Origin of the sequence: Janthinobacterium agaricidamnosum NBRC 102515 = DSM 9628, assembly GCF_000723165.1 — a bacterium.
Classification (GTDB): domain Bacteria; phylum Pseudomonadota; class Gammaproteobacteria; order Burkholderiales; family Burkholderiaceae_D; genus Janthinobacterium; species Janthinobacterium agaricidamnosum.
Genome location: NZ_HG322949.1, coordinates 5,168,616 through 5,189,407 on the forward strand (window position 1 = coordinate 5,168,616; position 20,792 = coordinate 5,189,407).

The 20,792-nt window shown below is 62.8% G+C and carries 21 protein-coding genes; 6 read left to right on the plus strand and 15 right to left on the minus strand.

Annotated elements, in window-relative coordinates:
• Positions 1-81: 81 nt before the first annotated feature.
• From GJA_RS22270 to pdxR, 5 genes are all read right to left on the minus strand, one after another.
• Entirely contained in the window at positions 82-306 is a 225-nt protein-coding gene (locus GJA_RS22270; RefSeq protein ID WP_038496746.1) for a helix-turn-helix domain-containing protein, read from the minus strand.
• 10 nt (positions 307-316) lie between these two features.
• Entirely contained in the window at positions 317-1,270 is a 954-nt protein-coding gene (gene epsC, locus GJA_RS22275; RefSeq protein ID WP_242404687.1) for a serine O-acetyltransferase EpsC, read from the minus strand.
• A 172-nt stretch (positions 1,271-1,442) separates the two neighbouring features.
• Positions 1,443-3,128, minus strand: a complete 1,686-nt coding sequence (gene mnmC1 / locus GJA_RS22280) for an FAD-dependent 5-carboxymethylaminomethyl-2-thiouridine(34) oxidoreductase MnmC1 (RefSeq protein WP_051781247.1) — start codon at positions 3,126-3,128, stop codon at positions 1,443-1,445.
• On the minus strand, positions 3,125-3,685 hold the full coding sequence (locus tag GJA_RS22285) for a DNA-3-methyladenine glycosylase I (protein WP_038496749.1): 561 nt from the start codon (positions 3,683-3,685) through the stop codon (positions 3,125-3,127). The genes mnmC1 and GJA_RS22285 overlap by 4 nt, the downstream gene beginning before the upstream one ends.
• A 66-nt stretch (positions 3,686-3,751) precedes the next feature.
• On the minus strand, positions 3,752-5,224 hold the full coding sequence (gene pdxR, locus GJA_RS22290; protein ID WP_051781248.1) for a MocR-like pyridoxine biosynthesis transcription factor PdxR: 1,473 nt from the start codon (positions 5,222-5,224) through the stop codon (positions 3,752-3,754).
• Positions 5,225-5,330: 106 nt separating this feature from the next.
• Here pdxR and GJA_RS22295 point away from each other — a divergent pair, with 106 nt between their 5' ends.
• The 4 genes from GJA_RS22295 to GJA_RS22310 all read left to right on the plus strand — a co-directional run bounded on the left by GJA_RS22295 (position 5,331) and on the right by GJA_RS22310 (position 7,512).
• A complete protein-coding gene (locus GJA_RS22295; protein WP_174525988.1) occupies positions 5,331-5,738 on the plus strand; it encodes a GNAT family N-acetyltransferase in 408 nt (135 codons plus the stop codon).
• 73 nt (positions 5,739-5,811) lie between these two features.
• A complete protein-coding gene (locus tag GJA_RS22300) occupies positions 5,812-6,429 on the plus strand; it encodes an FMN-binding negative transcriptional regulator (protein ID WP_038496752.1) in 618 nt (205 codons plus the stop codon).
• Between the two features lie 246 nt (positions 6,430-6,675).
• Positions 6,676-7,047: a COG4315 family predicted lipoprotein gene (locus GJA_RS22305; protein WP_038496755.1), complete on the plus strand. Its 372-nt coding sequence runs from the start codon at positions 6,676-6,678 to the stop codon at positions 7,045-7,047.
• Between the two features lie 96 nt (positions 7,048-7,143).
• Positions 7,144-7,512 carry an anti-sigma factor family protein gene (locus GJA_RS22310; protein ID WP_051781249.1) on the plus strand — a complete coding sequence of 123 codons (369 nt, stop codon included), beginning with the start codon at positions 7,144-7,146 and terminating at the stop codon, positions 7,510-7,512.
• Positions 7,513-7,530: 18 nt separating this feature from the next.
• Here GJA_RS22310 and GJA_RS22315 read toward each other — a convergent pair whose 3' ends face one another.
• From GJA_RS22315 to GJA_RS22325, 3 genes are all read right to left on the minus strand, one after another.
• Complete coding sequence (locus GJA_RS22315; RefSeq protein WP_242404603.1) at positions 7,531-8,286, minus strand: DUF4142 domain-containing protein; 756 nt, start codon at positions 8,284-8,286, stop codon at positions 7,531-7,533.
• A 154-nt stretch (positions 8,287-8,440) separates the two neighbouring features.
• Positions 8,441-8,869, minus strand: coding sequence for a CHRD domain-containing protein (locus GJA_RS27895; protein WP_167541142.1), 429 nt, complete (start codon positions 8,867-8,869; stop codon positions 8,441-8,443).
• A 181-nt stretch (positions 8,870-9,050) separates the two neighbouring features.
• A complete protein-coding gene (locus tag GJA_RS22325; RefSeq protein ID WP_038496757.1) occupies positions 9,051-9,614 on the minus strand; it encodes a winged helix-turn-helix transcriptional regulator in 564 nt (187 codons plus the stop codon).
• Between the two features lie 476 nt (positions 9,615-10,090).
• On the opposite strand from GJA_RS22325, the gene GJA_RS22330 reads away from it, so the two are divergent.
• Positions 10,091-10,378 carry a Csu type fimbrial protein gene (locus GJA_RS22330; RefSeq protein WP_038496759.1) on the plus strand — a complete coding sequence of 96 codons (288 nt, stop codon included), beginning with the start codon at positions 10,091-10,093 and terminating at the stop codon, positions 10,376-10,378.
• 12 nt (positions 10,379-10,390) lie between these two features.
• Here the strand turns inward: GJA_RS22330 and GJA_RS22335 are convergent, their stop codons facing one another.
• Genes GJA_RS22335 through GJA_RS22350 form a run of 4 tightly spaced genes read right to left on the minus strand, consistent with a single transcriptional unit; the run spans position 10,391 to position 15,012 of the window.
• On the minus strand, positions 10,391-11,404 hold the full coding sequence (locus GJA_RS22335; RefSeq protein WP_038496762.1) for a Csu type fimbrial protein: 1,014 nt from the start codon (positions 11,402-11,404) through the stop codon (positions 10,391-10,393).
• Positions 11,401-13,764 (minus strand): fimbria/pilus outer membrane usher protein, encoded by a 2,364-nt coding sequence (locus GJA_RS22340; RefSeq protein WP_038496765.1) that lies wholly within the window; start codon positions 13,762-13,764, stop codon positions 11,401-11,403. The genes GJA_RS22335 and GJA_RS22340 overlap by 4 nt, the downstream gene beginning before the upstream one ends.
• A 31-nt stretch (positions 13,765-13,795) precedes the next feature.
• Positions 13,796-14,536: a fimbrial biogenesis chaperone gene (locus GJA_RS22345; protein ID WP_081905534.1), complete on the minus strand. Its 741-nt coding sequence runs from the start codon at positions 14,534-14,536 to the stop codon at positions 13,796-13,798.
• An 11-nt stretch (positions 14,537-14,547) separates the two neighbouring features.
• Positions 14,548-15,012, minus strand: coding sequence for a Csu type fimbrial protein (locus tag GJA_RS22350; RefSeq protein ID WP_439951402.1), 465 nt, complete (start codon positions 15,010-15,012; stop codon positions 14,548-14,550).
• 417 nt (positions 15,013-15,429) lie between these two features.
• Here GJA_RS22350 and GJA_RS22355 point away from each other — a divergent pair, with 417 nt between their 5' ends.
• Positions 15,430-16,293: a response regulator transcription factor gene (locus GJA_RS22355; RefSeq protein ID WP_081905535.1), complete on the plus strand. Its 864-nt coding sequence runs from the start codon at positions 15,430-15,432 to the stop codon at positions 16,291-16,293.
• On the opposite strand, the gene GJA_RS22360 is transcribed toward GJA_RS22355, so the two are convergent.
• From GJA_RS22360 to GJA_RS22370, 3 genes are all read right to left on the minus strand, one after another.
• Positions 16,290-18,851, minus strand: coding sequence for a TonB-dependent receptor plug domain-containing protein (locus GJA_RS22360; protein WP_038496770.1), 2,562 nt, complete (start codon positions 18,849-18,851; stop codon positions 16,290-16,292). The genes GJA_RS22355 and GJA_RS22360 overlap by 4 nt on opposite strands.
• A gap of 320 nt (positions 18,852-19,171) precedes the next feature.
• Complete coding sequence (gene pnuC / locus GJA_RS22365; protein ID WP_038496773.1) at positions 19,172-19,735, minus strand: nicotinamide riboside transporter PnuC; 564 nt, start codon at positions 19,733-19,735, stop codon at positions 19,172-19,174.
• Positions 19,736-19,821: 86 nt separating this feature from the next.
• Positions 19,822-20,751 (minus strand): SAM hydrolase/SAM-dependent halogenase family protein, encoded by a 930-nt coding sequence (locus GJA_RS22370; protein ID WP_038496776.1) that lies wholly within the window; start codon positions 20,749-20,751, stop codon positions 19,822-19,824.
• Positions 20,752-20,792 lie beyond the last annotated feature (41 nt).

The window sequence follows — 20,792 nt, forward strand, 5'->3', positions numbered from 1 at the left end:
GCCTCGTACAACACTTCCTTGGCTGAGCCGTGATATTGGTGCCAACAGCGGCCGCGCCTCACTGCATGTGTCGCCGGCGCCCTATTCCGCCAGCGCCAGCTCGCAGCGCTCCATCAGCCCGGCCAGGCCGATGCCGAGCGCACCGGCCAGTTTCTCGATCGTCAGCAGCGACGGCGTGGCCACGCCGCGTTCGATCTCGCCGATGAAGGAGCGGTTCAGGTCGGCCGCCTCGGCCAGCCGCTCCTGCGACCAGCCCCGCCCCTCGCGCAACTGGCGCACGGCCAGTCCGAATTGTTTGATCAGCATGGGATCTTTCTCATTGTTGTACGGAGGCGGTGTCGAAGCCTTCGTTCTGGTTGTGGGCCTGGGTGACATTGGTATGCGGCGCAACGCTGCGGGTCAGCCAGACATTGCCGCCGATGACAGAACCCTGGCCTATCGTCACCCTTCCCAAAATCGTCGCGCCGGCATAAATCACCACGTCGTCCTGCACGATGGGATGACGGGCCCAGCCCTTTTTGAGCACCCCGTCCTGGTCGGCCGGAAAGCGCTTGGCGCCCAGCGTGACGGCCTGGTAAATCCGCACCCGCTCGCCGATGATGGCGGTTTCGCCGATCACCACGCCGGTGCCGTGATCGATGAAAAAACTGCTGCCGATGACCGCGCCGGGATGGATGTCGACCCCGGTTTCCGAATGCGCCACCTCGGCGACGATGCGCGCCACCAGCGGCGCGCCGAACTTGTGCAGCGTATGCGCCAGGCGGTAATGGATGATCGCCAGGATGCCCGGATAACACAGCAGCACCTCGTCCACGCTGAGCGCCGCCGGGTCGCCGTGATAGGCCGCCTCGACGTCGGTATCGAGCTGCGCGCGGATCCGCGGCAAGGTCAAGGCAAAGCGCTTGACGATGGCCAGCGCGCGCTGCTCGATGGCCGCCGGCGAATCCTCGGTGCCGTTTTGACTGGCGTAATAACTGAGTTCGCGGCGCACCTGTTCATGCAAGCCGGTCAAGGTAGTATCGAGCGTGTGGCCGACGAAAAAATCCTCGCTTTCCGGGTGCAGGTCGAGCGGTCCGAGACGCATCGGAAACAGCGCCGCGCACAGCAGGCCGACGATTTCGCGCAGCCGCTGGCGCGACGGGAATTCGCGCGCGCCGCATTCCTGGTGGCGCGGCAAACCGCCGCGCCAGCGCTGGCGCACCTGGCGCAATTCATCGACGATCAAATGCAAATCCCAATGCGGCGCGGGCGGAATGGCGGAGGCGGACAGCACTAGCTCCGTCTCGGAGGCGCGATGGTTCATGGCGGTTCCCGGGGTTGGTGTGGCGTGTGGTGGCGATGACGTCATTACGTCCGCAGTCAACCTACTGTAGCGAACTTATGTTGTTCGTAAAACAAATAAAAAAGAGAATGCAAAGCCGAAAAACGTATATGGGGACCATTCAGGGGCCGTGGCGGCGCCGTTCCTTCAATAAAAACCGGCCCGGATCGAGCGCGGCCGCCAGGCTGCTTTCCAGCGGCAGCGGCTCGCCTTCCAGTTGCGCGGCCAACAGTTCGGCCGCCAGCGGCGCCCAGATCAGGCCGCGCGAGGCGTAGCCCAGCAAGCCGAACAGACCGGGCCAGCGCGGCACGTCGCGCAAGCGCTCGCAGCGCCCTGCAATGGCCGGATTCGGCAGCGCGCCGGCCAGCGGCAAGCGGTCCGTCGCGACGCAGCGGAAACCGACGCGGCCGGCCAGCGGCGCATCGGGCGCCGCAATATCCAGTATCGCGGCGATCTTGTGCAGATTTTCTTGCTGGCTCGATGTCCGCAAAGCGCGCTCATGATCCAGGTCGTAGGTGGCGCCGGCGCAGACCACGCCGTGCGCGGCCGGCGTCAGGTACGCTTCGCGGCACACCACCAGCGGCGGCGCCGGCAAGCTGCCCTCGGCCAGGTGCGTCACCTGGCCGCGCACGGCCGATAGCGGCAAACTGCCGGCCTGTTGAATCCGCACCGCGCCATTGCCGTTGGCCAGGATCACGCTCGGCGCCTGGGCGATCAGGCGGCCATCCGCATCCAGCGCGCGCCACTCGCCGGCGCCGTATTCGAGCGCCGCCACGCCGCTGGCAAAGATGCGCGTCAGGCGCGGGCCGCAAGCGTCCAGCATCATGCGGCACACCGACGCCGGATAGGCCCAGCCGCCCTGCCCGAACAGCCAGCCGCCATGCGGCGCCGGCGCGCCCAGCAAGGCGCCCGCTTCAGCGGCATCCAGCCAGCGGGCGAAGTCGCGCGGATAAGCGCCGCTGGCGGCGATCTGGCGCTGCACCTCGGCGTGCCGCGCATCGCGCGCCAGTTGCAGCACGCCGCACTGCTGGCCTTCAAAACCGTTGCCCAGGTTGCGCCAGTGGCGCAGCGCGAACAGGTAGGCGGCGCGGCTCAGGCGGGTGGCCGGATTGTCGTCCTTCGACAGCACCGGCATGAAGATGCCGGCCAGGTTGCCGGACGCTTCCTGCGCCGGCTGGCCATGCCGTTCGATCAGCGTCACGTCCCAGCCGCGCGCGCACAGCCGTTCGCAAGCGGCCGCGCCCGACAGGCCGGCGCCGATGACGATGGCGCGGCGCTCGATGGCGCGGCGCTCCAGCGCCGGCCGCACGGCTGGCGGCCGGCGGCTGTGGAACACGGCCGATAGGCCATCCGCGCCGAACACAAAACCGGCCTTGATCAAGGCTAGCCGCTGCGCATCGTCCAATTGCGCTGCATGCAGGCTGGCGCCGGGAGACATCAGGCGCGCCAGCACGGTGCTGGAACGCAGCGGGGCCGGCAGCCATGCCGCATCCAGCGACGCATCGATCTGGACCAGGCTGGCTTCCGCATCGCCGATCAGCAAGTCCAGTATCACGCGGCCCTGCCGCAGCGCCATGCGGTGAAAACCCGGCACGAACGGCGGCCACTGCGCCCGCAATTCCTGCGGCAGCGCAGCGATGGCCACCGGCTGCGGCGACATGGCCAGGTAATGCAAAATCACAGGCCGGCGCGGATGGTCTTGCCACGCCTGCAGCGCCGATAAAAATCGCGCGCCATCGCCAAAGTCGCTGTCGAGTATCACGCAGCGCGGCTGGCCGTGCCAGCGCTGAAGCAAATCCTGGATCATCGGCTGCGGCAGAAACAGTGGGGCGCATGGTCGTCGATCACGCCGATGCCCTGCAAATAAGCGTAGACGATGGTCGAGCCGACAAACTTGAAACCGCGTTTCAGCAAGTCTTTCGAGATCCGGTCGGACAGTTCGGTCCTGGCCGGGAACTGCCCCGGCTGCCAATTATTGACGATCGGTTGGCCGCCTACATACGACCACAATAACTGGTCCAGGCTGCCGCCCTCGGCGCGCAGCCGCAAGTACGCCCGGGCGTTGCCGATGGCCGCCGCGACTTTCAATTTATTGCGCACGATGCCGGGATTGGCCAGCAATTCGGCGACCTTGTCCGGGCCGTAGGCGGCGATCTTTGCCGCGTCCCATTGGTCGAAGGCGGTCCGGTACGTATCGCGTTTATTGAGGATGGTTTCCCAGCTCAGTCCCGCTTGCGCGCCTTCCAGGTTCAGCATTTCGAACAAACGCAATTCGTCATGGCATGGCACGCCCCACTCGGTATCGTGGTACGCGATATAACGCGGGTTGGCCAGGTTGGCCCAGACGCAGCGGAGGGTGGTCATGGCAATATCCATTCAGGGCAGAGATTGTCAGTATAGAGGATCGGTTGCGAGTATCAGTGGCGAGGATCAGCGGCCGCGCAAGACGCTGGAGAGAACTGCCAGGCCATGGTTCATCTCGGCCTCGTCCAGCATCGCGAAACCGAGCAGCAAACCCGGCGCGGCGCGGCACTCGGCCGGTGCGCCGGGGCCGACGTAATTCGACAGCGGACGCAATTCGATGCCGCGCTCCAGTCCTTGTGCCGCGACGCGCTGTTCGTCACGGCCCTGGCGGAAAAAGACGCTCAATTCCAGGCCGCTGTCGGCCGGGCCGCAGCGCAATTGATCGTCCAGCTCGCGCGCGATGCCACGCAGCAGCAGGTCGCGCCGGCTGGCGTTGAGGTCGCGGGTGCGCTTGATGTGGCGGCCGAAATGGCCTTCGGCGATGAAGTCGGCCAGCGCCATTTGCGGCACGATGGCGGTATGCCGGTCGATCACCGCCTTGGCCTGCACCAGCGCGCCGGCCAGCGCCGGCGGCGCCACCATGTAGCCCAGCCGCAAACCGGGAAACAGCACCTTCGACAGCGTGCCGACATAGATCACGCAGCCGTTCCGGTCCAGGCTTTGCAGCGACGCCAGCGGCGCGCCGGTATAGCGGTATTCGCTGTCGTAATCGTCTTCGATCACCCACGCTTTCGCCTGCGCCGCCCAGGCCAGCAATTCCAGCCGGCGCTGCAAGCTCATCGTCACGCCCAGCGGCAACTGGTGCGACGGCGTCACGTAGGCCAGCTTGGCGTGCGGACAAAACGCCGCGCCATACGCCACGTTCAAGCCTTGTTCGTCGACCGGCACCGGGAACACGTGCGCGCCGCACGCGTGCAGCGGCGCGCTGGCGCCGCGGTAACCGGGCGACTCCATCCACGCCGCATCGCCCGGCCCGAGCAAGATCGTCGACAGCAAGAACAGCGCCTGTTGCGAACCGGAGGTGATGATGATTTGCTGCGCCGTGCAATCGACGCCGCGCGCCGCCTTCAGGTACACGCACAGCAGTTCGCGCAGCGGCAGATAACCGGCCGGATCGCTGTAACCCATCAGATGGGCCGGCGAACGGCGCCGCCGGCGCGTCTCCAGCCGGCTCCACACGTCGAACGGAAAATGCTCGATGGCCGGCATGCCGACGCGGAAGGCGCGCAGCTTGCTGCCGTGGTACGCCACTTGCGACATGGCCGCCGCGACCTCCTCGCCGCGCCGCGACAAGGGACGCAGCAAGCCCGGCGCGGCCGGCGTTTTTTCAGCCAGCGGCAAGTCGCCGCTGACAAACGTGCCCTTGCCGACGCTGCCCGTCAAATACCCCTCCGCCATCAATTGGGCATAGGCGTTCAGCACGGTCTGGCGCGAGATCGACAGCAGCCGGCAAAACTCGCGCGTCGGCGGCAATTGCATGCCGGGGCCGATGGCGCCGGCCAGGATCGCCTCCTTCAGCGCCGTGTACAACTGGCGAAACAGCGGCGCAGGATGATGGCGATCGATGGTGAGCGTGCTCAGGAATTGCTTGGCTTGCATGATGATGATCCATAAATTGGTATTCTTAAAATAGCAGTTATTGGCTATTTTAAAAAGCCAAATTGAATTTTAAGATGGCGTTACCTCCACCCATCCGGATTAAACCATGCAAGACATCGTGATACATACCGACCGCGCACTGAGCGGCCCGCAACTGGCGTCGATCTTCGCGCGCGCCGGCTTGAACCGGCGCACCCAGGACGCCGGACTGATGCAGAAAATGGCCGACACGGCCGACTTGCTCATCACCGCCTGGGACGGCGACAAGCTGGTCGGCGTGGCCCGCTCGCTGAGCGATTTCTGCGCGGTCTGCTACCTGGCCGACCTGGCGGTGGACCGCGATTATCAACAGCGCGGCATCGGCGCGGCGCTGACCGAACGCACCCGCGGCATGAACAGCCCGGCCACGCTGCTGCTGTTGCTGGCCGCGCCGAGCGCGATGAATTATTATCCGAAGATCGGTTTTGCGGCGGTCGACAACGGCTGGATCATCCGTCCGCCGCAGCCACAATAAAGGAGCACCGCATGCACTCTGACGCAGGTACTGCGGCGCCGCACCCTGCAATGCCGCACGGCTGATATCCGCTATGTACACGCCCTCCCATTTCAATGAAACCCGGCTCGATGTGCTGCATGCGCTGATCGCGGCGCATCCGCTCGGTGCGCTGGTCAGGCTCGACGGCGGCGAACTGTGCGCCGACCATGTCCCGTTCGACATCGCCGCGCCGACCCCGGATGCGCCGTTCGGCACGCTGCGCGCCCATGTGGCGCGGGCCAATCCGCTGTGGCGCGCGGCCGCACCGGCCATGGTGCTGTTCCAGGGGCCGCAAGCCTACATCAGCCCGGCCTGGTATGAAGAGAAGGCGCGCAGCGGCAAGGTCGTGCCGACCTTTAATTATGCGGTGGTGCATGCGCACGGCACGCTGCGCGCGATCCATGATCCGGAATGGCTGCTGGCCCTGCTGGAACGGCTGACCGACCGGCACGAAGCAAGGCAGGCGGCGCCGTGGCGGGTCGCCGACGCGCCGCCCGATTACATCGCCAGGATGCTGGCGGCGATCGTCGGCATCGAGATTCCACTGCGCCGCATCGACGGCAAATGGAAAGCCAGCCAAAACCGTTCGCAAGCGGACCGCAGCGGCATCGCGGCCGGCCTGGCGGCTGGCGAACCGCCGATGTCGGCGCTGATGCAAAAATATTTTTGAAAAAGGCGGATTTTTTTGCGGCTAACTTACGTATATGTCTAAGAGACTATCCCAGTAGTGAGCGTCTTGTTCTGGCCGCGCATCAAGAGCGCGGACCAGGCGTGAGGAGGACGCGTGGCGGGCCACGCGACGACGATCAACGCAGTCCCCGTTCCTGAGGAGCGCCAGAACAGGGCGTATTCATCTACTGGGATAGGCTCTAAGTATCCCCCATTTACCCTGTTCATATCACTCAAGGAAGCTCACATGAAACCAATCTTCGCCTGTCTGCCAGTGCTGTTCGCCTCCCTGCTGGGCGGTGCTTCCGCCATGGCCGCCGATGGACTCGTCAAGACCGACGGCATCCTCGTCAATAGCGCCGGCATGACCGTCTACACCTTCGACAAGGACGTCGCCAACAGCGGCAAGAGCGTCTGCAACGGCGCTTGCCTGACCGCCTGGCCGGCGGTCGCGGCGCCGCAAGATGTCAAGCCGCCGTACTCGGTGGTCACACGCGACGACGGCAGCAAGCAACTGGCCTACCACGGCAAGCCGCTGTATCTGTTCGTGCAAGACCAGAAAGCCGGCGACCGCAACGGCGACAATGCCAAACAGCTGTGGCACGTCGTTAGCGACTGATGCCGCCGCCAATCGACAAATCGACGATCATGGCGTCCGCCTGCCGCGGCCTGCATCTTGCGCCTGCGCCTGCGTCGCCATGATGAAGGAGAATGCATGACACCCATCATTGTCACCGAAACCGAGCTGCACGCCTATGTTGATGGCGTGCTGCCGCCGGCGCGGCATGCCGAAGTCGAGGCTTACCTCGCGCAACACCCGGACCAGGCGCGGCGCATGTCGGACTATGCCCGGCAAAACAGGAATTTGCGCATCTTCTTCAACCGGTTGCCCGATGAAACAGCGCCGCCAAGGCTGACAGCCCGTCCCGACCGCGCGCCGATACCATGGCAGCGCTACGGCGCGACCCTGCTGATCGCGCTGGCCGGCGCCGCCGGCGGCTGGATCGCCCATGGCCGGAGCGGCCCGCCCGTAGCTGCGTCTCCGGCCGGCGTCATGCAGAGCAATCGGCCTGCCACTAAATGACCGGACCAGGCACCCGGCTCATGTTCCCGGCTTGACCGGTGCGGCGGGCGGGAGGTTCGGTTGAACGCCAGGATACACACCAGGCTGGGTACCGGGTTGATTGCCGCGTGGCACTGGCGCCATGCCGGGCGCTCCCGGCGCGCTGGTGTCGGGATTGGCGGCAGGCGTGGCCGGATGAGCCGAGCCGCCAGTATTGCCGGCCGTGCCGGACGTGCCGCTGGCAGTGTTGCCCTTGATCGCCGCATTCAATTGCTGCACCGACGTCAGGTGCTGGTCGACGGCCGGCATCAGCCTGGCGGCCAGCGCCTTCAGGTCGGGATCCTTGGCGCGCGCCTGTACTCTTTGCAGCAAGGCATGGGCCTTTTGATGGTCGTCGACCCCGCTGTGCGCCGCATACTGGCGGTCGAAGGCGTCGCCCGACAGGCCGGCCAGCTTTTGCGCCATTTGCTTGTGCTTGCTGTCGGTTTCGGCCGGCAGCGCCACGCCCTTCGCTTGCGCCAGTTGCTGTACTTCCTGCAAGGCCCTGGTGTGGTCGTCGACCATTTGCTGCCCGAAGGCTTTTAGTTGCGGATTCTGCGCCTTGCTGGCGGCCAATTTACCGGCGTCGATTTCCGCCATATTCGCTTGCGCCAGCTCGACCACCAGTTTCTGGTCGGCCCGGCTCAACGTCGCCGTACCCTGGGCTTGCGCGACCAGCGCGCCGCACAACATCGTCATCAGCGATATGCCGAAAAACCGCCGCCAGATTCTTCTTGCTGCGAGCATCTTATGCATTTTATTTCCCTCGATCGGTGAATTTCACGCATGGGGGCAAGTGCCGCCACGCTCTGTTGCACAGAAGTTGGACACTACCGGCGAACACAAGTTCAGCGAGCGGTATGCCGGGCCGGATAAGGCATGCCCGCCACGCCGTTATCGGCAACGTCAGTTATCGGGGATGCAGCTGGGCGCGGATTTCGCCGTTCGGGAAGGCCGTGCTATGCAGGTTGACGTACAGCTTGCCGGCCAGGTAGGCGGCATATTGCGCATCGTTCAGCGTGATGCCGGGCGGCACCGCGAACGCGGTGTCCGAGATCCTGATCAGCGGCACGATCACCGGCCCGGCGACACCCGCCGGCGCTTGATGGATATGGGCGACGCTGGCAACCATGCCGGAAAACCTCACTTCGCCGTAGACCGACTTGTCGCTGCCGATCTTGATCATGCTGTTGCCGGTGGCCCGGCTGTCGTTGGGCGGCGCTTCCTGCGCCCCGCTCAGGATCACGCCGTCGGCATGGTGGTGGTTGCTGCAAGCGGCGCCGAACAGCAGCGCGCCGGTGATGGCTGCCAGGCTGGCAAGCCGGATACTTCGCATCATGGTTTTCATCGCACTATCTCCTGTGGCCATCAACCTGCGCCACCGGACACACGCGGACCGGCATGGCGCCTGCATGACATTTCTACCATGCCCGCAGCGCCAATATACCGCCGGGACACGTCCCCGCTCTGCTCTGCAGCAAACTTCAAGCGGGGCCGGCCCTTGACGGCGGCAATACCGGCTATGAAGGACGCCGCTCGGCCGGCCACACCATGCTCGAAAAACTGGATACCTTGGCTGGCGGCGGCGCATTATGGGTGCCTTTCTCGGCATCGGAAATAATCGTCCGCATGCTGTCGCTGGCTGCCGGTCCCGGCGCAAAACCGTAATACTCGTCGTTGATCGGCAAGCCGGTCATCGCATCGACCAGTACCGGATCGGCGGCCAAACCGGTATCGCGGCTGGCGATCACCAGGCTGGCGCCTTCCGGGGCAAAGTTTTCATTGCCCCAGGCGATGAACGCCAACAACACCGGCTTGAAGGCGCGGCCGGACTTGGTCAATACATAGTCGTAGCGGGGCGGTTTGGCGCAATACAGGCGGCGGGTCATCAAACCGCCCTCGACCAGGTCGGCAAGTCGCCGGGTCAGGATGGTCGGCGCGATCTTCAAGCTCTTTTCGAACTCGTCGAAGCGCGACTTGCCATAAAACGCCTCGCGCAAAATCAGGATGCTCCACCACTCGCCTACCTTGCCCAGGCTACGTGCGATAGGGCATGGCATGTTGTTGAAATTAGTATGTTTCATTATTACCTCCAAACATCAACGTATCGCCCCGAAGGGAAAAAATCGCTCAATCAGAATTTACTGTCTTGCCGATAAACTATTACCCAGCTTGGAATCGCTCCCGGCTACCCAGTGACTATCGAAATGAAATCCTGATATGCCCTTTTTTGCCGTTTTCACGGTTTATTCATCAAAAACCACCGAAAAAGTGCATTTTTCGGTCTGCTGCCCAGTGAGAATCAGTGATAATTACCATGAAGAAATATCACCAAAAATCACTCTTTTTGTTGTTTTGAACTGCCCAGCCTGACAAAAAAACTTATGAATGTTTACGCAGAGTAAAATTACATCTGTCCAAACGTTCATCACACGACGTTGTTGCCCCAACAAATAAGAGGAAGTCAGCAGCGATACCTGCGCTACATCAAAATGGCCACATGCCTTCCAGATACGCTTGCAATGCCGCACTTCTCACTACGTTCCAGACTGCATACGACATGACCTTTTTGAAGTTTTCCCTGCTGCCAGTAATGCTGTGCCTGTGCCAACTTGCCAACGCCGGCACCAGCGGCGCCACGTTCCAGGTCTCCTTCGTGGTGCGCGAAAGCTGCGCCATCGCCTCCGGCACCCCTCTGCCGGCGGGACCTGCCGTCAATTGCCAGTTCGCCAGTCCCTACCATGTGCAAGCGCCGCAGGCCGCCGCCAGCACCGATGCACCGCGCAAAGTCGAGGCCGAAGCCGCACCGCTTACTCGCCCGTCGCCCATCTGGACCATCACCTTCTAAAGCACCACCACGTCAGAAATACACCGTCGCCGTCACCGTATCCTTGTAATCGCCCGGAATCGGCGTGCCTTGCGCCGGTACCCGGCCATACACCGTGATCGGCAGCGCCACCCCGGTGCCGGTGCCGCTGACCATGCTGGTGCCGGCCGTGCCGTCGCCCCACAGCGGGCCGTCCAGCATGGCGGACAACTGGTAAGCCACGGTATCGGCGGTACTGACATTCTTCATTTGCCGGTTGGCCACGCTGGCCGTCACCAGGCCGCCATTGAGCGCGATCTGGTAAGCATTGTTATTAACGCAGCGCACCGACAAGGTCGCGGTACTGCGCACATTGCCGGTCAACACGCTGTTGGTGCCGAACGCCAGCGGCGTGGCGGTGATGGTGCAGTTATTCACCGCCGTCGCATTGACCTGGAACGCAAACGTATTGCTGCTGCCGGGGGTGCAGGCCGGCTTGATCAGGTTATAAAACGCGTAGGTGATAGTGGCCGCGCCAGTGAAGCTGGAGTTGTACACGGTGTCGCTGTTGGCCACCGTCGGCACCGCCGCCAGGGTAGTGCCGACTGGAATTTTTGCGTACACCGTGAACGCTTGCACCAGCGTGCCGCCGATCAGGATATTGGGCGATGTCATGCTGAACGAGATCGGCGTGGTCGCGCCGACTACGCCGGGGCCGCCCCAGATCGACGCCGCCGCGTAGCTGGCGTCGCGGTACAGGTTGTACTCCATGCGGTTGCTGCCATTGCCGAGCGTGCGTGGCGTCGCCGTCAGCGAATTGCTGCCGAGCCCTGCATTCAGGCACACCACCACATTCGGGAACAGCAGGATGAATGGAAAGGTCGGCGACAGCAGCGACCAGGTGCACGACACGCTGCCGGTGCCGGTGGCGGTATAGTCGGTGGCGCCGATCGGACTGACCTGGCCGAAATTAATGTCCGACATCGTGACGGTACAGACATCGGCGCGCGCCGCGCCGGCGCACAGCAGCAGCAGGGTCAGCAGCAGCAGACGGGCGCGACGGATCATTTGCCCTCCTTCGGTATCAACGGCAGGCAGGTCAGCGGACCGATCACCGGCAAGCCGCTGCTGTCGCTGCGCCGGTAGCTGAAACGCACTTCGCACAGATCGTCGCCGTCGCCGATGCGGACATGGTTATCGGCCTGCAAATCGTCGATGAAGATCATGCCGTCATAACCGAGCAAGGTGCGGTTGCCGCTTTCGACATGCAGCACCGGCAGGCCGGACGGCAAGTCCTTGCCGTCGCGGCCATGCACGATGATGGTCGCGGCGCTGTAGCGCTCGACGCGGAATTCAGCCAGCACGCCGGACAGCATTTTCGGCACCACGTTCATGCTCGAACTGCTGAGCCGCGCATCGACCGGCAAGTCATCCATGCTGACCGCGACCTGGTTATTACCATAGGGATTCAAATTCGGGATCAGCATGTAGCCGCTGCCGCCGGTCACGCCGATCTGGCGGTTTTCATTCAGCACCGGCACGCCGGCGATGCCGCCGGTGGACACCATCGCAAAACCGCTGCCGACCTGGCGCGCGGCAGCCAGGTGGCCATCCATCAACACCAGCGCGCCCGAAGCGCCCAGCGAAGAATCGTTATTGCCGCCGGCACTTTGCAGCATGCCCGACAGCCGCCCGTCGCTGCCCAGGTATTCGAGGCGCGCCTGGCGGTAGCGGGTATCGCCGGAAGTGCCCGATTGCAAGCCCCAGCCGAAACCGCCGCCGAAATCCGGCGTGCTGAGCAGGCTGAACGTACTGTTCGCCTGCCCCGACTGGCGGCCCAGGTTGGCGCTGGCCGACATGCGCTCGCCGAAAGCCATGCTGAGTCCGGCAAAAAAGCCCCGTTTCTCGCGTGCGTTCAAATCCTGGAAGGCACTCAGGCTGAGGAACAGGTCCTTGGCCAGCGTCACGGAATACGACAGCGAGGCGATGCGCGCGGACGGCGTTTGCGGCGCCCGGTAGCCTATATAACTGAAGCTCAGGCTCTGGCTGCCGGCCAGCGCCAGGTTCAGCGACAAGCGGTCGGCCGCCAGGATGGTCAGGCTGCCGTCGCGCGACGCCAGGTCGCCGAAACCGGGCGTGGCGCGCAGCGTTTGCGCATCGATGCTGAAACGCTGCCCCAGGTATTGATAACCGGCGCCCAGCTGTGCGCCGCGACGCGTGCCGCCGCTGGCCGACAGCGACGTATTGAACACGCCGGACTGGCCGGCGCGCCACAGCAGGCCGGCGCCGCCGTTATACACGCCGCTGGCCAGCTCGGCGTGCCCTTCGACGGTCAGCGCATCGCTGACGCCATGGCGGCCGGACGCGCTGGCCACCGGCGATTTTTCATAACTGAACGACTTGCTGCCGTAATCGCGCCGCAGCGCGCCCAGCTCGACCGAATAATCGCTCAGGCCCTTGGCCAGCATGCGCGTATCGACATACAGCGGCAACGTGGTGCTGACGTCGCGGCCCAGCGCATCGCGGGTGATCACGGTGGCCTGGCCGGCGCCGTTGAGCCCGGCGACCTGGTTCAATACAAACGGCCCGCTCGGCACATTCGCGGAGTATTGCTGGATGCCATTGACATACAGGCTCAGCGACGATGGCACCAGCGCCGAGCCACCGACCGAGGCGACCGGGAAAGTCAGCAAGTCCGGCCGCAACTGGAAATTTTTGCGCCATTGCACGCCTCCCATGCGCACCGAACGGCTCCATGACAAGGACGAGGAAATCACGTCGCCGACCTGGAACGATTCCAGCGTCTCCGGATTGGAATGATTCCAGAAAGTGTCGAAACGCAGGTACTGATTGCCGAGCGGCGACCAGTTGGCGGTGCCGCTGTTGCTGAACACGCCCTCGGCATTGAAATAGCGCAGCTCGTTGAACAGCGCCAGCCGGCGCTGCCGGCCGAATTCGCCATAGGCTTCGTAATTGAGCACCGCGCCCGGCGTCACCGTGGCCGCCGGTGCGCGCTGGCTGCCGCGCGCGCTGACTTGATACGGCATGCGCAAGGCGTCGCTGACGCGCAGCGCCAGGCTCTGGCGGGCCGCGTCGTATTCATAGCTGAGGCCGGGGATCGCATCCAGCTCGACTTCTTCCGCTACGGACAGGCCGAAGCGCTGCGGGTCCAGCCCGAGCTGACGCAGATTGTCCACGCTGCTGCGCAAGCCTTTGCCGGCTGGCGTAAAGCGCATGATCAAGCCGGTTGCTTCAGCGTTCAACGTGACCTCCAGATATAAATCGTTTTGTGTTCCCGACGCTCCCGCTGCGGCGGACAAGGTGGCCAGCGCGGCATTCTGGGCCCGCGCCAGCGGCACCGCCGCCACCGCGCCCGCCACGGCGAAGCACACTACATAAGCATTTGCGTAGCGCCGTGCACCTGTCATCGAGCAGCCTCATCAAGAGCTACGCTCAAACTCATTCTTGCGTCGTATTTTTTGCAATCAGCGCCTTGGCATTCACATTCACCGTCAATGTCAGTGCGCCGTTCAGGTCGGCATCCCTGGCCACCGGCAAACGCCATTCGCGCATGCGGCCGGCCAGCACATAACCGAACAAACCCTCGCTGAGCACATATTTCTTGCCGGCCTGGTTGGCCACGCTGAAGGCGCCGATCTGGGCATGGTAGTTGCCGCTGTTTTGCAAGCGCAGCATCCAGTCGCCGTCCTTCCTGAAAAAAGTCCAGCTCAGGTTTTCCTTGCCCGGCCCGCCCGGCGCCGCGACAAACACCGGCACCGAATAACGCAGCCGGATATCGACCCCGCTTTTGCCGCTGCCATCCTCGCGCGCCAATTCATCGATCAGTACGCGGTAAGTGCGCTCCCCGCCACCGGCTTTCTGCGTGCGCACCAGGCGGATGGTTTGCCGGCTGCTCGGCGCGACCTCGACGATGGGCGGACTGGCCACCACTTCCTGGGTCGGCGTCAGCACGTCGTCGCCGTTTTGCTGTTCCCACAGGAATACCCGCACTTGCCCGACCATCGGCTCGACGCCGAGGTTCTGCAAATTGATGCCCGCCGAATTCTGTTCGGCGAGGAAATTGATCATCACCGGCGAAATCTGCAGGTTCGCCGCGCCGCCCGGCACCGGCCAGAGGCAGGCCAGCACCGCCAGCAGCGGCAGGCGCGGCAAATGAAAAAACGGCAGGCGCTCTTTCATGAACCGCGGGATCAAAAGTACACAGTCGCGGTGATGGTCGACTTGTACGAGTCCGGGATCGGCGTCGTCTGCACCGGCACCTGGCCATACACGGTGATCGGCTGGGCCAGTCCGGTACCGGTGCCGGAACGCGTATCGGTGCCCTGGGTATTGCCCCAGACGGTGGTGCCGGCGGCCTGGTACAGGTTGAACTGCACCGTCGCGGTATTGCCGCCGGTGCCGTTCATGAAGCGCGTGGTGCCGCTGGAACCGGTGCCGGTGCCGGCGTTCAAGCCGATGTTGTACGGCGTGGTGGCGGTGCACGTGACGTTCAGCGTCGTATTGACGTTAACGGCAGTAGTGAGTACACCCTGACTTTGGCCGAAGTCGAGCGGTGCGGCCGCGATGATGCAGTTGGCGATAATTTTCAACGTCACATCGAATGTCGCGGTACTCGTGCCGTTCGAATACACGGCGGCGCCGGTTACGCCGGGCATCAATCCGGCAACAGTGGAAATCAAAGCGATGGCAGACAATTTGGCGCGTAACATGGAACCTCCTGATGATGTAGCATCAATGGAACCCGATCCAGTCGGACCGGGCGGATAGTCACAGTATTGCCGGCGGTTTTTAGGGCACGCAAACCAGGACGAACGATAAAAAAACGTATCAGAATGACGCGGCCGGAGACGTGGATGCGGTAGTCCGGCGGCAAAATTTATTCAATTGCAAGACAGATTTTTTTGCAAGTGACATTGCTTTAGATCAATGCTTGAATGAATTATTATCGATCTAAAAAAAACCGGCTTTTGCTCACGGCGAAATTTCTTTTGAATTCAGAGAAAAGCAGAAAAAAATTTACAACCGAGGCATAATAAGCCACACACTTGCTTTTTGGCCAATGGCCCGCTGCTATGCATCTACCCAGCCAAGTCACCGAAAAAAGTATCCTGATCGTCGACGATTCGCCGTTCGAGCAGCGCTTACTGATGGAATTGCTGAGCGAGCAGCCGTACCGTTTCAGCGTCGCCTTTAATGGTTTCCAAGGCTACCAATTGGCGCTGGCCACCCATCCCGACCTGATCCTGCTCGATGTGCGCATGCCGCAAATGGATGGCTACACGGCGTGCCGGCTGTTGAAGGCGAATCCGGAAACCGACGATATCCCGGTGATCTTCCTCAGCGGCGCCGACGCCGTCGACGAACGCATCATGGGCTTGCAGGTCGGCGGCGTCGATTATGTGTCGAAACCGTTTACACCGGGCGAACTGGCGGCGCGCATCGAAGTGCACCTGAACCTGGTGCCGCGCGGCAGCGGCAAGGCGCATGCGCCGGACGCGGCCGGGACGGCGCCGGGCGCGCTGCCGCATCCCGACGCGGTGTTCGTCAACGCGGTCAAGCGCCTGATCCTGGATAACCTGGCGACGCTGCCGCAACTGTCCGAGATCGCCCGCAGCGTCGGCACCTACCGCGAAAAATTGACGCACATGTTTCGCGAGCAAACCGGCATGACGGTGTTTGCCTTCATCCGCGAAGCGCGCATCGCACGCGGCGTCGAACTGTTGAGCAATACCGACATCGACGTGCAGGATATCGCGCTGCTGATCGGCTTTCACAACGCCGGCAACTTCGCCACCGCGTTCCGCGAACGGATGGGCATCACGCCCAGCGCCTACCGCATCAGCCTGGCTGAAAACGGCACGGGGCGCATCGAGCGCCCCGTGGGTTTTACCATCTCTGGCGAACACGGCCAGGCCGTGCCGCACAAGTCACATTAAAACTTGTAATGCAGTTTTACCGCGGCAAAACGGCCGCGCGGATCGGCTTGGGTAAAGTCGAAGGAACTGGTCGACGAATAATCCCAGGACGCGCGCTTGTTGGCCAGGTTTTGCACGATGAAACTGACGCTGGCCGCCTGCGTCACCTTCCACGACGCGTTCAGGTCCAGCGTGCTGAATGCCGCCACGCTTTCATCCAGGTGGGTGCTCTGGGCGTAGCTGCCGACATAGGTCCAGGTCAGCGTGTTCGACCAGTGGCCGATATCCCACGTCGCCGAACTGACGCCGCGCCATTTCGGGATCGAGCCGAAATAATTGGTGCCAGCGCCATTGGTCAGCGGCGCGCCGTCCGACAGCGGTTCGGCAAAGCGGAATACCCGGCTCAACTGGCCATTCAAGGTCAGGTTGCCCCACTCCTTGCCGAGCAAGCGGTGACGCGCATCGATATCGATGCCGGACACTTCGCGGTCGCCCTGGTTGCGGTACTGGCGGAACAGCGTGGTGATGCGACCTTGCGCATCGCGCGCGACTTTCGCCGGGAACGCCGCTTCATTGGCGATGATGGTGTCGGCGCTTTCGGTGCCGATCACGCCCTTTTGCTTGATCCGGTAATAATCGACGCCCAGGCTGCTGTTACTGGTCGGCGCGATGACGAAGCCCAGGTTCAGGTTGTTCGAGCGCTCCGGCTGCAAAGCGGGATTGGCCACCGTGAGATAGGTCACGCCGCGCTTCTGGTTCGGCGTCACCGGATCGCGCGGGTCGATCACGTTGTCGTAGCTGACCGAGGTACTGTTGGTGATTTCCGGCAACGACGGCGCGCGGAAACCGCGCGACAATGTGCCGCGCAGCAACAGCCAATCGGCAGCCTGGTAACGCACGCTGGCCTTCGGCGAAAAAGCGCTGCCGAAATCGCTGTAGCGGTCGTTGCGGCCGGCCAGGTTCAGGTTCAAGTCCTTGATCACCGGAATATTGAATTCGGCGAACAGCGCCGACACATCGCGCGAACCGTCGATGATATTGATGGCCGGACGCAATTCAGTGCCGGACAAGACGGCGCTCGAGGTGTGCGAATTCATTTTCTCGCGGCGCCATTGCGCACCGGCCGCGAAGCCGACCGTGCCGGCCGGCAATTGCCATAATTCGCGGGCCGCCGAGAAGTCGACGGTGTCGAGCGTCGACTCGGCCGGACGCAGCGTCGACAGGCGCAAACGATTGCGCACCGCCTCACTATTTTTCGACTGGTCGACAAAGTTGTAGCTTCCTTCGGCCAGGACTTTCTCGAATTCGTAGCGGTTGACGAAATTCTGTACCGTTTCCTCCAGCTTGCTGGCCGAGTGGCCGTACGACGCATCCCAGTCCCAGCCCGCCAGCGTGCCCTTGGCGCCGGCCAGCGCGCGGTAAAACTCGACTTTGTCCGACTTCATGCGCGGTCCCAGGTCGAACAGCGTGGCGGTGAATGGCAGCGGCGTATTGCCCGGGTTGTTCGGATGACCGACCGGCAATACCACCGGGATGCTATCGAGGGCTTGCTTGCCATTGTTCCAGGCGCGTAAGTTGCTGCTGACGGTCAGCGGCGCGCTGAAGGTCTGGTCGGCGCGCGAATAGCTGTTCAGGATTTCAGCGTAGGCTTCAGTATCCTGGTTCAGGCGCACGGTGGCGCGCGCCGACGTATGCACCCGCTGGATGCCGGGAATCAAGGTGCGGTACGGCGCCGGATTATAGGCCAGCACATTGCCACTCTTGCCTGGCGTAATGCTGTTGTACGGCGTCAATTGCAGCGGTCCGCCCGCGCCGCCCAGTATATTGGTCGGATCGGTGCCGGCGTAGCTGGTCGGCACCCACGCCAGCGCGCCGCGCTGCTGGTTGCGGAAATCGGCGTCGCGCAGCCACGACACATCGCTTTGCTGCAATTTGTCGCGCTGTTGCGCATCGACCGACAACACCAGGCTGTAGCCATCTTTTTCCAGTTGGCCAAAGCCGGTCTGCAGCGCCGCGCTCTTCTCTTTCTGGCCGGTGCCTTCGGTCGAACCGCCCACCTGGGCCGTCAATTCGGTGCCGGTGAATTCCTTGTACAAAATGATGTTGACCACGCCGGCCACCGCATCGGAACCGTACACCGACGAGGCGCCATCCTTCAGCACTTCGATGCGCTGCACCGCCGCCATCGGCAAGCTGTTCAGGTCGACGAAGGTTTCGCGCAAATCCTGCGCCGTCGCATAGCTGCTGACGCGCTTGCCATTGACCAGGATCAGCGTATTTTTCTGGCCCAGGCCGCGCAGCGACAGGCCGGCGGTGCCGGCTGAAAAACTGCCGGTATATTGTTCGTTGTAGCTATTGCCGCTATTGGCGGAAATCGAGCGCAGCACGTCGGCGATGCTGGACTTGCCGCTGGCCTGCAGCTCCTTGGCAGTGATCACTTGCACCGCGCTGGCGCCCTCTTTTTGCGTGACGCGGATATTCGAACCGGTGACGACGACGCGTTCCAGTTCTTGCGCCGCGGCGAACGACGGGAAGGCGGCGGCGATCGCCAGGGTAATACTGAGTGGCTTGATCAACATGGGTTCCTCTTATTGGGATTGGGATGGATTGCTATCTTTTTCGGGGGAAAAAGGAGTTCTTACCGCGCCGTTGTTGACAACGGCGTGGTGGCAATGGGACGCGGACTAGCGGGAAAAACTAGGGAATCGACCGCGAACGCCGCGCCATGCATCGCATGGGCAGCATCGGGCTAATGACGTCGGACAGAGGGGTAGTGAAAGACAACATGACATGAACCGGTGAATCTTGAGAACTTGCACTATAACTGTGCAATTTCATTAGGCGAACGAATTTAAAATCGCTTGCATATGCATTTTATGTCTAAAGCGCGAAGATACATTCATGCTGTGCGGCGCATCTGCACCCGCCACCAGCCCCACGACACGACGGCGTTGATCCAGTAAGCGCCATACAGCACGGCAGTCAGATACAGTCCGCGGCTGGCGTACAGCGGCACGGCGACGGTATTGACCAGCAGCCAGAAAGCCCAGGTTTCCAGGCGCCGCCCCATCAGCAGCAATTGCGCGATGATGCTAAATACCAACACCGTGGAATCGATGAACGGCGCATACGCGCTGGTGAAGGTATGCAACAGCAAGCCGTAGACCACCGTCGCGGCCATGCCGGCGGCGACCATGGCCCCCAGCGCCCGCAGGTTGACGCGGGTGATCGGCAACGGTTTGCCCTTGGCGCCGCGCAGCCATTGCACCCAGCCAATGGCGCAGGTGGCGATGAAAAAGAGTTGCAGGACGACATCGGCGTACAGCCTGACGTCGTAAAACAGGATTGCGAACAGGCTGCAGCCAATGATGCCCAGCCACCAGGAATGGACGATATTGCGACCAGCCAACACAATGGACACGGTCATGACCGCGTTGGCGGCTATTTCTAACGGAGAAATCAAGAAAATTCCTTGGCGATCGACAAAATGACCGGCATGCGGGCCGCACAGCCCGGCACACCGGTTTATGCGCCACTATAGCCGAAGACTTATTTCGCTGCGGCAGTCGGGCCCGCTTTCGTCACTTCGACTTCCCAATCGACGCCCGACTGGATGTGGTGCTTGGCGGCAAAGTTGCCCTGGCTGATCGCCACCGCCACGTCCAGCAAGCTGTTCAGGTAGACCAGCGGCTTGCCCTTGGCCACGCCGCCGAACGTGTGTTCGAACGGCGCGGTCACTTGCGCCACTTGCTTGCCGCCGTGCAGCAAACGCACTTGCAACAAGTCGCCGGCCTTGACGTTCAATTCATCGAGCAGCGCTTTCGGGATATTGGTCCAGACGTTGCCGTATTTTTCATCCAAGACCGGGATGATGCCGCGAAGCACATTACCGTTGCGCACCGGTTGCTGGTAAGCGATCTTGACCACCGCATCGTCAGGCAACTTCGGGCCGACTTGTTCATAGGTGATCTTGCCGGACGCCAGGCGCGCGCCGACATAGGCGTACACGTCGCGGCCATGGAAGGTGTAGGACTCGGCCGAGCCGGCCAGGCGATTGACCGACTCGTCGATTTCGCGCAATTCCGCCACGCCGTCGCGTTCCGCGATCAGCGTGAACAAGCCATTGTCGGGACCGACGAAATAACGGCCGCCTTTGGTTTTCAGCACCACCGACTTGCGGCTGGTGCCGACGCCCGGATCGACCACCGCGACAAACACGCTGCCTTGCGGCCAGTAATTGGCGGTCTGGTACAAGCGGTAGGCGCCCAGCCAGATATTGTAGTCGGGAATCTGGTGCGTCAGGTCGGACACGGCCAGCGTCGGATCGACGCCGTAAGCGACGCCGTGCATGGCCGAGACCGCGCCGTCGGCAGTGCCGAAATCGGTCAGCAGGACCAGCGCCGAACCGGCCTGGGCTTTTGCCATCAGCAGGGTGCTGAAGACGGCCAGTGCGATGAATTTGGAAAAACGGGATGCCATAGTGTGCCTGATAAAGAAGTGGTGAAAGAGGGGGTGACGAT